This window comes from Natrinema gari JCM 14663 (assembly GCF_000337175.1).
GTDB lineage: Archaea > Halobacteriota > Halobacteria > Halobacteriales > Natrialbaceae > Natrinema > Natrinema gari.
Window position 1 is genome coordinate 119,537 of record NZ_AOIJ01000063.1, and the last position, 12,734, is coordinate 132,270.

General features: G+C 60.7%; 8 protein-coding genes. All 8 read left to right on the forward strand.

All coding sequences use genetic code 11. The features are described from left to right. On the forward strand, window positions 1–1,122 hold the full coding sequence (locus tag C486_RS16190; protein ID WP_008457991.1) for a hypothetical protein: 1,122 nt from the start codon (window positions 1–3) through the stop codon (window positions 1,120–1,122). Beyond that, the gene (locus C486_RS16195; RefSeq protein WP_008457993.1) at window positions 1,106–3,340 is read left to right on the forward strand and encodes a VirB4 family type IV secretion system protein; all 2,235 of its coding nucleotides are present in this window, start codon (window positions 1,106–1,108) and stop codon (window positions 3,338–3,340) included. The genes C486_RS16190 and C486_RS16195 overlap by 17 nt, the downstream gene beginning before the upstream one ends. Further along, on the forward strand, window positions 3,333–7,157 hold the full coding sequence (locus tag C486_RS16200; RefSeq protein WP_008457995.1) for a hypothetical protein: 3,825 nt from the start codon (window positions 3,333–3,335) through the stop codon (window positions 7,155–7,157). The genes C486_RS16195 and C486_RS16200 overlap by 8 nt, the downstream gene beginning before the upstream one ends. Beyond that, window positions 7,154–8,038, forward strand: a complete 885-nt coding sequence (locus C486_RS16205) for a DNA primase-like protein (protein WP_008457997.1) — start codon at window positions 7,154–7,156, stop codon at window positions 8,036–8,038. The genes C486_RS16200 and C486_RS16205 overlap by 4 nt, the downstream gene beginning before the upstream one ends. Then, window positions 8,035–9,558, forward strand: coding sequence for a primase-associated protein (locus C486_RS16210; protein ID WP_008457998.1), 1,524 nt, complete (start codon window positions 8,035–8,037; stop codon window positions 9,556–9,558). The genes C486_RS16205 and C486_RS16210 overlap by 4 nt, the downstream gene beginning before the upstream one ends. 39 nt (window positions 9,559–9,597) lie before the next feature. Then, a complete protein-coding gene (locus C486_RS22040) occupies window positions 9,598–10,809 on the forward strand; it encodes an HNH endonuclease (protein WP_206536978.1) in 1,212 nt (403 codons plus the stop codon). A gap of 608 nt (window positions 10,810–11,417) precedes the next feature. Continuing rightward, a complete protein-coding gene (locus C486_RS16215) occupies window positions 11,418–11,858 on the forward strand; it encodes a hypothetical protein (protein WP_049910636.1) in 441 nt (146 codons plus the stop codon). Between the two features lie 182 nt (window positions 11,859–12,040). Further along, entirely contained in the window at window positions 12,041–12,676 is a 636-nt protein-coding gene (locus tag C486_RS16220) for a hypothetical protein (RefSeq protein WP_008458003.1), read from the forward strand. Window positions 12,677–12,734 lie beyond the last annotated feature (58 nt).

Here is a 12,734-nt window from a genome sequence, read left to right on the forward strand (position 1 = left end):
ATGTCCACCGATCAAGACGCAGCCGCACGGCGAATCATGGACCAGTTCGGTGAGGAGAGCCGCATTCCCTACCTCAACATCGAGGAAGGCGACGTCGGCGTCCTCATCGCCTTCCCGATCGTTGGCCTGTTCATTGCCGGGGTCACCGGCATCGAATCACTCGCCCTCCCGTTCGTCGCAGGGGGCTTCGGGTTCGGCGTCGCGATCGTCTACGTCTCACCCGACCACCTCAACGCGTGGACGTGGACGAAGGACGTCTATCGTTACGTCAAGCGTCCCCAGATAACCTTCAGCGCCCCCGAAGAGGCCGACAGTACCACCAACGAGACGGAGCGGAATGAGGGCGGGCTCGCGAACTACACGCCGTTCAAGCCTGACGAGCGAACGCAGGACCTCACGAACATCGAACGGGCGTGGCCAGGGGCTGGCGCGATCCAGCGCGCCGACGGGACGATGGAGGCGTTCATCGAGATCGACCCGGACAACATGGACTTCGCGATGTCCGATGACTGGGCCCAGCTCCAGGACGCCGGCGAGGAGTTCGCCAACAAGGAACTCGACTCCAAGCTCAAACTCCACGCGACAACCCGCTCATTTCCGGTGGAGCAGATCACGGAGAACATCGAAGACCGCCTGAACGACGAGGACGTCAAAGAAAATCCGATCTTCCGGGAACTCCTCGAAGAGTATCGAGAGACGCGGCCGAAAGAGATGCGCGACCGTGGAATCCAGCAGGTGCGGTACTACATCGGCGTTCAAGTCACTCCCCTGGAGGTCTATGACCGCTTCCGAGACGAGGGGACGCCGGCCGAGAAGCTGACGCAGTTCCCCGTCATCGGGTTCCTGTTCAACCCGTTCGTGACCCGCCGAGAGGACCTCACGGACGTCGAGCGCCGCGCACAGATGTTCGAGAAGCTGGATAGCCGGGTCAACGACGTACGGTCGGAGTTCATCCAGCAAGCCTCAGGGTGGTCGGCTCGGCGGCTCAGCACGGTCGAGCTGTTCGTGTTGAACATGGACTTCTGGAACGGCCGCGAACACGATTACGACGAAGCCGAGCGCGTCGTTCGCGAACAACCGATTATCGGCCATTCGCGCCGGGAGGATGCCCACGATGCGTAACCTCGTCCTCCAGACGAGCAGCGGAGCCGTCGCCCAGCTCACGGAGTGGCTCACGAATCCGACCTCAGCTGAAGGGGCGGCCCTCTATATTCTGCTCGCGGTACTGGTTGGGATCGGCGGGAAACTCCTCTGGGACTGGTACACCGAAGACGACGAGGAAGAGGTCGAGTTCTCGGATCTCCTCGAGGAGGAGACCATCGAACAGGGCGCGGCCGAACGCCAGCTTCTCGACGACATCGCCGAGTCACACAAGACGGTGACTGCGCCGGCGGCGATCGAGTGGGAGACGCGTGCGGCACGGGTCGGCGAGCAGTGGACGACGACGCTGTACATCGCTGACTACCCGGACTACCCCAACGACGGCTATCTCTCCGAGCTCTTCGAGATGACCGACGTGCAGTTCGACCTGACGGCCCACATCACGCCGAAGAACCAGGAGCGGGCCCGGAACGAACTGCAGGATATCGCTGACGACCTCCAGGTCGACGCCGACCTCGAACAGAGCGTCCGGAGCGCCTACCTGCAGGAACGTGCCAACGAGGCCGCAGCGACGTACAAGGCTGTCGAGAACGGCGCGAACGTATTCGACCAGGGGATGTTCATCACGGTCAGAGCCGACGAGAAGGATGACCTCCAGGACGCTGTCCAGAAGGTCAAGAGCGCGCTCCGTGACGACCCCGCGAACCTCACGCCAAAGACGGCGATCTGTCGGCAGGACCTCGCCCTTCAGTCCGCCGCGCCCATCGGCGACAACGAGTTCGGACGTTCGTCGATTGCACTCGGCGGCGCCGTCGGCGCGTTGCTGTCCTCGCCGCACAACGCGACAATTCTCGAGGAGGGCGGCGTCGAGTTCGGGATTCACAAGGACAACCAGAGCCCGGTGGTCATCGATCCGTTCGCTCGGGACAACGGGTACGCGATGTTCACCGTCGGCGATACCGGGTCGGGGAAGTCGTTCAGTTCGAAGCAGAACTTCATCCGCTCCATCGAGCAGAGCAAGGACCGTATCGGCATCATCCTCGAGCCGTTGAACAACTGGGCCGGCGTCTCGGAGGCGCTCGATGCCAAACGGATCACGGTCGGCGGGACCCTCGGCCTGAATCCGCTGGAGATCCGGGAGACGCCCGAGCACGTCCAGCGGGCGATGGGTGAGGATGCCAGCCCGTTCAACGAGAAGCTCGACGACGCGATGAGCTTCCTCACGAACTTCTTCGCGCTCCGGGGCATCTCGCTTGGCGACCGCCGGACGACGCTGGAACTCGGGCTCAAGCAGGCGTACAAGCGCAACGGGATCACCGACGACATCTCGACGCACGACAACCCGAGCCCGACGATTCGGGATATGATGGACGTCTTCGAGGATATGGTCAACGACCCCGAGGAGTTCGTCGTCCGGTCCGACGAGGAGGCTGGGAAGATCAAGGAGGACGCGACGTGGCTCCTCGACCAGCTCCGTCCATTCGAGGCGGACGGCCGCCACGGGAATCTCGGCCAAGAGTCGGACTTCGACATCCGGGACGAGAAGGTCATATACCTCGATCTCGCCCAGCAGGAGGGTAGCGTCGACAGCAGCACGGCGTTGACGATGCAGTTGCTCATCTCGCTGGTGTACGAGCGAGCGAAGGTCTCGGACAAGGAGGTCGTGTTCTACATCGACGAGGCCCGCTACATCATGCAGGACGCCGCGAGCCTGGCGTTCCTCGAGACGGTGTTCCGCCACCACCGGCATCACGACCTCTCGATCCGGCTGGTCACCCAGACGGTTGACGAGTTCTTCGAGCACGCCGAATCAGAAGCCATCTTGGACCAGTGTGCGGTCAAGCAGTTCCATCGCCTCGACGGGATGGACGAGGAGTGGGCCGACGAGTTCGGCTTGAACTACGCGCAGATGCGGTTCGTCCAAGACGCTGTTCCCGGCAACGAGGACGCCGGCTTCTCCGAGGCCCTGGTGGGCGTCGACGGTGAGTGGCGCGGCATCCAGGTCAAAGCGATGCCCAAAGAGAAGCAGGTCATCGACTTCGATCCGACCTCCCAAGTTCGGTCTTCACTGCCCGGCGCCGGCGATGAGGCCGTCGATACCGAGATGGAGGAGTTCCAGGAGGAGCTCGACCATCGAGCAACGAACGGAACGAACGAAACGAGCGAACTGAACGAGAAATCAGACGCCGTCGAAGCTGAGCCAGACGGCGGGTCTACGGAGGGGACCAACGATGGCTGAGTACCTGTGCGTCACACCGACATCCGAACGACTCGATTCGGAGAGTATCCCCCGAGTTCTCGACAGCCTCCACAAACTGACCACGCCCGGCTCGTCGGGCCTCGGGGCGAAGCTGAACCCGCTCCACAGTGAGACACCACCTCGATTCGAGTTCCTCGCGATCAGCGATGGCCCGGATGACCCGGTGGAGTTCTTCTACGGGGCCGACGCGCACCTCGATACGCTCGAGAAGCGCCTCCGCTCCATCTATCCGGCCACGTTCGACATCGAGCGCGTCGACGTCGATGTCGCCGCCCGGCTCATCCAGCCAGTCGAGTTCACACCGCAGGAATTCGGCGACCACTACGAGGCCGGGCGGCTGCAGTACGAGTTTGGCCCGGCAGAACAGTACGACATCGTCGACGAGGAATCAGTGGACGCCGAGTCAGCCGAAACAGACCCCGTCGTCGACGGCGGTACGGCATCCACGAGCGTCCCCGATCATCACGTAACTGTCGGGGACCCAGCCCTCGAACTAGCGCCGCCCGATGCACTTCCAGACGACGAGGAAGAGCGACGGGCCATCGAGAAGCCAACGATGACACCGGCAGGAACGATTCTAGCTCGCCCGGCCCAAGACGCTGTCTCGCCGCTCGGTGTCCGGTGGTGTGGCTCCGCGTCGCGGAAGCAGGACTGGATGACCTCGCTGACGCCGTTCACGGCAGAAGAAACGGACGGCGACCTCTCGTCCGTCGACGAACCCGGCGCGGCGCTGGCGTCGCTGATCGACCACCTGATGGAGGCGACAGCGCCGACCGCGTTCCAGGTCGTATTCCAGCGGCGTGCCAGCTGGCAGTCCGACGCGGAGGTGCGGAAAGAGGACCTCGTCGACGGCCGCGACACGTTCTTCCAGGAAGTCGTCGGGTCATTGTTCGAGGTCGAGGAGCAACGGAGCGATCAGGACGACCGGCAGCTCAGCGAGGGCGTCGAGAAGCGGATCGAGTACATCGACGCGAAGAACGCCAAACGGTCGTTCACGGTCAACATCCGGGCCATCGGCGTCCCCATCGACGATACCCACAACGACCTCGATGGCCGGATGGATTCGCTTCTCCCCGTGTTCGACCCGCTTGATGGCCCGTTCTACGAGGTCGAGGGACAACGCCTTCGGGACAGCGGCTTCCGTGAGAAAACGAAGGAGAAGAAGGCACGGGGCGCTCTCCAACGCCTCCTCAATCGCGAGTTGACGACGGGTCGGGGGAAGACCCGCCCCGAGTTGGTCCTCTGTGGGACGGAGCTCGCGAACTTCGTCCTCGTCCCCTCTTCCGAACAGTTGACCGTCGAAGGGACGCGGGGAACCAGAGCCGAACAGCAGAGCCGCAATCCGCTTCCGTGGCCGAATCCCGACCTGATCCAGCAGTTCCAGGAGGGGATGGAGATCGGGTACGCCCTCGACGAGAACGGTGAGCCACGGCCGGACCCGATCCGGATCCCGCCGGACCTGTTGCCAACGCATTATGGGCGGTTTGCGTCGACTGGTGGCGGGAAGTCGAAGGCCATCATCAACGACGCGCTCTCGCTCCGCGAGTCGACTGGTGGCCCCGTCGTCCTCGTCGATCCGAAGGGGGACGGAATGTGTGAGAACTACCTGCGCTGCCACTACGATCGGTTCGAAGGCCTCGACGACGTCTACCACTTCCGCGTCCCGGAAACCATCCCTGCGTTCTCGTTCTTCGACATCCGTCCCGCGCTCGAGGCCGGTCGCAACCGTGAGGACGCGATTCAGGACAAGGTCGACCACTTCCACGACATCCTCCGGATGATTATGGGCCGCGAGCAGTATGGCCAGGCGTTCGTCGCGAACGAGATCCTGAGCTACCTGATCAAGGCGCTGTTCGACGAGGAGTACGGGAGTGACGTGTTTGGGCTGGACGACCTCTTCGCCGCCGCGCTTCGAATGCAGCGCGAGCAGACGATTCCCCCGGTCTCTGCGGACAACCAGAACATCGAGGAATCGCTGACTCGCCACTTCGCGAAGGACAACCACCAGTTCCAGGTATCGATGGACGCGGTCGGGAACCGCCTCGACAAGCTCAAAGAGGACGCGCACCTCCGGCGGATCTTCAGCCACGTCCCCGAGCAGAACGACGCCGGCGAGTACGTCGACAACCGCTTCGACTTCCGCGAATTCCTCGATGAAGATGCCACCATCATCTTCGATCTGGGCGACCTTCGCCCGGAGGCACAGCGAGCGATTACGCTGCTCCTGTTGAGTAACCTCTGGGACGCCGTCCAGGTGCGCCGACGCGACGGCCAAACCGATTACGAGAAGCTCACGAACCTCATCATCGAGGAGGCCGCACCGGTGGCGTCGACGAAGCTCGTCTCCGAGCAGCTACTGCCGCAGGGCCGGTCGTTCGGCCTGAGTATGGGGCTCGTGATGCAGTTCCCAGAGCAGGTGCGGAACCGGAACGAGCGGGCCTACGACGAGGTGTTGAACAACATCAAGACGAAGCTCATCGGCAACATCTCGATCGAGCGTGATCTCGCGGAGTCGCTTGCCCACGAGGACCTCAGTCCGACCGAACTCCGTAACCGAATCAACACGCTTCCGAGCGGCGAATGGATCGCCCAGCTCCCGAGTCCCTCGTTCGGAGAGACTGGGCCGCCGCCGTTTTCACTGAAACCGCTCCCGATTGCGCCGGGGCATCCAGAAAGCGACCAGCCGCTCACAGAGCCCCAGGAAGACCATTTCGAGTCCGTGTCCCGGCCACGGATGGTCAAGCGGACACAGGCCCAGTATGGGCTAGCAGAGGCGACTGAGTCGAACACTGCTTCGGAGGAGACTGGCTGGGGGAGTACGGGAGCCGACACGACAGGCTCGACTGCCGACGGCGATGCAGCAACCGACCCGACGCAATCCGCGTTCATCAGTGAATCGACGACCGAGGACGCATCGACATCAACTACGCAGCCCGAGACGGACAGTGCCCGAGGTGCAGACGAGTCAGAGATGAGCCCCCTGTTCGGGCAGGCTACCGAGACGAACGGGGAATCAGCTGGTGACCAAGCAGCGGAGCCGAAGAACGGGGCAACGCCCGTTCAGGAAAGCAGCGTGCCCGTTCCCGATGATGAGCTCCGACAACGCGGGCTCAGTCGAGACGACGTCCGGTTCCTGAATCGCGTCCTCGATGTGATGAACAGAGAAGACGACGAGTACACGCTGCTGGACAGGATGAGCCAGCTTCGGGACGAATACGAGGATCTCCACATAGAGCGGCTCACGGAGCAGGACCTCCTTGAAGCGGACTCCGCAGCAGGTCGCAAGTACTACACTGTCCTCCCAGACGGTCGAGACCTCCTCGGGAGAGAATTGAAAGCGGGCCCAGGAGCAGGCGATCTCGGCGAGAAAACGCCACACAAAGTGGGCGTCCGCCTCCTCGAGCAGTGGCTCCAGCAGCGGAACGACGTCGTTCGCGCGGAACCGTACTACGAAACCGACGACGGCACGGTACTGGACGTGGCCGGCTTCAACAAGGACGGCGATCTCCTCTGGGCTGGCGAAGCAGAGCTCGCAAGTAACAACCGGCACGCCCCGGTCGAGGATTACGACAAACTCAGCGCGGTGGACGCCGAGGCGATCTGGGCCTTCAACAATCGCAAGACGGCCGTCGAAGTTCTGGACAAGCTGTCTGACGCGGATCGGATCGAGGAGAGCGTCAGCGGACGTGACGCACGGTCGTTCTCGACGATCCAAGACGCTGTGGCGGACTTCGATACAGCGGGGATGACCACCGTTCGAGCGTTCAAGAATCTCGACCAAGAGGTCAGGCAATGACGTGGCGACAGGCTACTCGTGAGGAGATCTACGCCTACTACGCCGAGGAGTTCCCGCGCTACATCGGCGACCTCCCCGAGTTCATCTCGGTCGATGGGCCAAAGCAGTACGCCGTGGCCTTCCGAGATCCCCATCCGGTTCGTAAAGACGAGGTACCTGACAAGGACTTCATCCGGCGGGATACGTGGCAGACAGATAGATCCGGGGAACGAACGACACCCGAGTTCGGCAGCTTCGAGAACGTTGTGGAGTTCATTCGCCACCCTGCCAGAAACGATCCACTTGGGCGCAGCGAATTCGCGCTTGCTGATCCGGAGGTACTGGAGCAGCCGGACCCACGGCCCGACGCCGTTTACTACGCGCTGGATCACTGGGAGCGACCGTGGGTCCTCCTCGTCGATATCGACGCCAAGGAGATCGCTCGAGAACGAGCCGCGGATGCCGTCTCGGACGACGTCGACGATCGAGATGAAGAGGCGGTTCTTGACGCCGCCGGCATCCTCGACGCCGAGCCAACCGGGTATCCGTACGCCTTCAAAGACGTTGACCGCGCCATCGAGTACGGGTTCGAGGTGCGAGACATCTTTGAGGACGATTTCGACGCCGAGGAGACGATGGTCGTGTACAGCGGGCAGGGCGTCCACGTCTACCTCCTCGATACGGACACGGCACACAGGTACGATGAACAGAGTCGCGAAGTGTTGAACGACCTCCTTCTCGAGACGTACGACATCCCGATCGACCCCGTCGTGACGGCCGACCGCCGGCGGGTCGCCCGCCTGCCCTACTCGCTGCACGCCGACGTCTGTAGCATCGTTCAACCCATCGAGAGCCCGGAGTTCGACGTTCGGTCGGCGACACCCGAGGTGATCGACGAATGAGTCCGAGTACCCCCACCGACGACGAGGGAATGGCGTATCGAGTTGCGGCACTCCCGCTGGAGTACGGTGAGACCCGCATCAACCAGCTGTTTACGCGTGGTTACAATCGATACGTCGTCGACGGCGAGGACCAGCCCGAGGACCTCGTGAACGACATCGAGCGGTTCGGGACAGCGGCGTTCAAAGAGCAGGTTCGTGCCGACGCCACCGAGGAGCCGTTCGTCGACGAGCCGGGCACGCTCGCCGTGCTCGCGACGCTGAGTGCGATCTGTGTGAAAGAACACCCGAAGTTCGAGCACGCGTCGCCCCGGAACATCCAGGTCCTCTACGACATACGGGAGCTGTACGTCAACAATCTCGCCTCACTCATCCGCGCCCACGGTGATGGCTCGCTCCAGCAGGACATCGCCGACGTGCTGTACAGCAAGGAGCCCGGCGAGGATGGCCCACACCCTGGTCGGGTCTGTACGGACATCACGGAGATGCCGGAGTTCGGGGATGGTCTCTACCTCGAAATCCCGATGGCGGCGGCGTCACGGAAATGTCTCGTTCGGGAGGACGAGGCGTCGACGGGGAGTAACGATGGCGGGGAGATACTGACGCGAGTGAAAGACAACAAGCTGTACGTCCCGGTCGGTGATTTCGACAGCAAGTATCGGGACTATGCTGAGCGGGCGTTCAAGAAGCTCCTGCGGGTGCAAGAAGACGGGCTCTCCGACGATCAGCTGACGTGGCTAACTACGAACGAGTCGGCGATTACGGAGCGGATCGACCGCTTCCTCGAGACCGGCCACCACGAGCGGATCTGGCGGAACTGGGACCGTGGCGAACGGACGATCCGCGTCCTCCGCCGGGCCCTAAGTGACGCCCCGGACGACGTCGCGCAAAAGGGTGAATTTCACACGGCGAAAGAACTCTATCGAGCGGTTGCGGCGTACGACGCTGAAGATGACTGGGAATCCTCTGTAACGGACTGGATCTCGAGCCCGAGCAGTCTCGCGAAGACGCTAGCCGACCATGAGTCCCACTCGGCCGTCACGATTGACCGCGACGGGCGCGTCAATACGTATCGAATCGGGCGAGCCGGGACTGGCGCCGAACAGATCGAGGTGCGAGAGATCGAGGACCTCTTCGAACTCCCCTGTATGGCGAATATGGAGGAACGGCTACACGAGAAGAAGCCCGTCCGGAAGGACCTCTACAACTTTGCGCGGATGGTGATGTGGCTCCCCCAGTATCAGGACAGCAGCCTCAACGAGATCGTCGCGGACCTCAAGGACGTCTTCTCTCGGTGGCCGTGGTACGACGGGCAGGAGACCGAATACCAGGTTCGCTACGAATTCTCGAACACAATCGACGGCGACACGCCGTTGCCGATGAACTGCGATAACGACGATCTACAGCGCTACTGTATCGGCCAGGACCAGTGTCCCTACTCGATCTGGGGGAGTCTCCCGTTTCCGGATGAGATGTACGAGCAGGTTGAGGAGGAATCAGCTGGCCCCGCTGAGCAGTTTTAATAGACAGATATTATGCCCTATGCCATTGGAAAACCATCTATGGAATGTGCCGACTGCGAGACTTCTCTTGATGATTTTATGGTTGACCAGTATGAGTTGGGTCGCCTCGATCTGGCCCTTTGCTTCTCGTGTTACCTTGCCCGCGACGAAACGGCGTTCGACTATAGTGATTATGAACCGTCAGGGCGGTTCGGGAACCACAATGACGTCGTCAAGACCGCGCTTTCACAGAATAATGAGTTCAAAATCGAACTCCTGATAGAAGGCTACGAAAGCCAAGGGATAGTTCTGTTTGCCTCCACACGGAGCGATGCAGACTCGCTCCTCAGCACTATTGCTAATTCAGAGCTAGGCGATTATATATCTCAGACTGCTGTGTTGCCTCTTCGTGAAGTCTATTCCGAGGAATATCAGCAGCTTTGCTGGAACGCAGCCAACTGGAGATACGACCCATATAGTACAGCCCGAGGAAGGGGCCCAGCTAGTGTCTCTGTCGTTCAGGGAATTCCGTGTATTGTGGATGGATACCGATATCTTGGCGATGAAGCTGAGAGTGTGATTTTTGATGGACTCCTTGAGGAATATCTGAGTGAAGTGGATATCAACCAGCTCGATTCTCTAAGTGATGCGAGGGCTGCTGCTGAAGACTGTTTCCCGATTGTCTCCGAGCTCGGTCTATCCTTCCCGATCCGTGTCGAGAAGTATTTCCGTCGAAACCCAGATTTGTTATCAACTCATTTTGCAACGCTAACTAGTGATGACTCTCAATACATTCCTCATAAGCGGACATCTCTTGACGAGTTGAAACAGCTCTATGAAACTGGAGTTGAGGAGGCGGCGACTGCTAAGGAGGAAATACTGGCATTATTGGAAATGGCAGAGGGGGCTGCATCGAAGGATATTGCCAACGTTGTTGGCTGCTCGGATAGCTATGCCCGCCGGTTCAAATACGACCCTGAAAAAGAGAGAGCCGTCGAGAAAGCCTGGTCACAATCTGCTCAGGAAGAAAAAGTCTCGCCTGGAACGAGAGACAGGATCATTAGACGCGACGGTTCGTGCCTCCGATGCAATCGGGAGGAAGAATTAACGGTACACCATATTCTCCCGATTTCAGAAGGAGGTGAATCCTGTGATGAGAATTTGGCCACTCTTTGTGAACCGTGCCATAAGGAAGCCCATGGGGGATCGTACTATCCCCCCACAACCGAATACGACGGAGATGATGGGTTTGAATCTTGGTTGAACCAATAGCATACAGAGTATTTCGATAGTAGAGCGGTAATTTGTCTGTGCCTTCTTTCAGAGGTGGAAGGCCTCAACATGATAAAGATATCTAGACTATTATTCTTCTGCTGACTGTAGTTTGATTCTGCCTCCTTGAAGCACGTCGAGCCGTTTCAGAGCCTAATACACCCAAAACCACTCGGTATAGGTGATATCAGACCTCCTGACTGATTCCAAAGAGAGACTTCCTATACCAAGGTTGTAGGGCTAATCCATCTATGTCAGATTCAATCCCCTATTTTGAGGGAGTAGAACCCTCCGTCGAGCAATTTTTCCGTCTCACCGCAATCTATAGTCTTTGTCGAGGTATTTTCTACCGCCTCAAATCGGCCCGACGGAGTTCTTCTCCGATTTGAGACCGTCATATTGTCTTGCATATCGCCGTTTTCGTCCAAAGAAAGAGGCGATATGCAGTGTGCGAAGGCCGCCGGCTCTCTCAGGCCGAGGGGCCATCACAGGGGTAGCGGAACTATAGAAGTGTCAGAGTTAGAGCATAGGTTGACAGGGTGTGTTTCGGTGGTGTCTATCGCCCCCACGAGGGGGTGGCGGGGCGCATCACGTGCCCCCGATAGACGATGGCTTCGGAACAACGCAGAAGGGAACGAGCAGTGGATCACGCAGCAAGTACCCTCGACGGTCACGCGCCGTGGGCAGACCTCGAGGTGGTGGTCCCGACCGACCGAGATCACGCGTCGGTCGTTGCCCTCGTGGAGTGTGCTCTCGTCGAACTCACGCACGAGGCCGTGGGCGCCGTCTTCGTCTCACGGCAGGTCGGGCGGTCGACGCGGACGCAATACGTTGCAGCCGACGACGTCGGCGAGCAGTTCCAGAAACGGCACTTCGACGACCGGCTGGGCTGGCACGAGACCACCGTCCCCCGAGGAACCGTTCGCGACGAGCTCATCGCCCAACTCACACAGTCGCCCTCGACGACGGCGGAACAATTAGGTGAGCGAGCAGCTGGCGAGCCGGATACCTTCGTCGTGAAGCCAGTTCGAGATCTTCGAACCCCGTAGCGGCTAGACTTAACCAACAGTCCCGGCCCAAACCGGCACCGTGTTGGTTAACGTTGAGGGTGGGTCCACTCCCTCGTCCCCGCCCGCCGCCCTGATACTCGAGTGAGTGAAGCCTGGCGGCCGGTCGACTCGAATGGCCGTCGCGACGGGTTTTATCGGGCCGCTGTTCGTCGAGAGCGAGTATGGTCGTCGTCGAGGAGGTCACCAAGCTAAGCGAGCGCCGCACCCAAACCTCGTCCGAGGCGTTTCCGGATGAGTCGCTGGCGTCGATTCAGGCGGCCGTCGAAGCCGTCCCAGCAAGCGTCTTCGACGGCTCGACGAAGCACACGGAGGTCGGCGCGTTCGATGCCGCAATCGCTGACGGGCTCTCGCAGTACGAGTACGAAGGGGACGCCGCCGGCGGCTACAACCCGAACTGTAAGCTCTGGTCGCATCAGGGGTTCAACTACAGCGTTGACCTCTACGACGCCGACGCTCGCATCGCCATCGAGGTCGAGAAAAGCGAGCGGAAGAACGTCAGCGACGACCTCCTCAAGTTCCAGAAAGGGTACCGCACCCAGAAGGATGGCCGGCCGAAAATCGAGTTCGGCTGTCTGGTGGTGCCGGTGAACTACCTTGGNCTCAAGTTCCAGAAAGGGTACCGCACCCAGAAGGATGGCCGGCCGAAAATCGAGTTCGGCTGTCTGGTGGTGCCGGTGAACTACCTTGGCCGGCATAACCTCTACCAGCACAGTCTGACGAAGCTCGACTTCATGAAGGGCGTCTTGTTCATCGACGATGTCGCCGTCATCGGCTATCGCGACCCCCGACCGGACTGACGCTTCTCGCGCAGACTGTTTATCGGCGCCGGGAGGCGTGCAGCGCGCGACAGTGTGC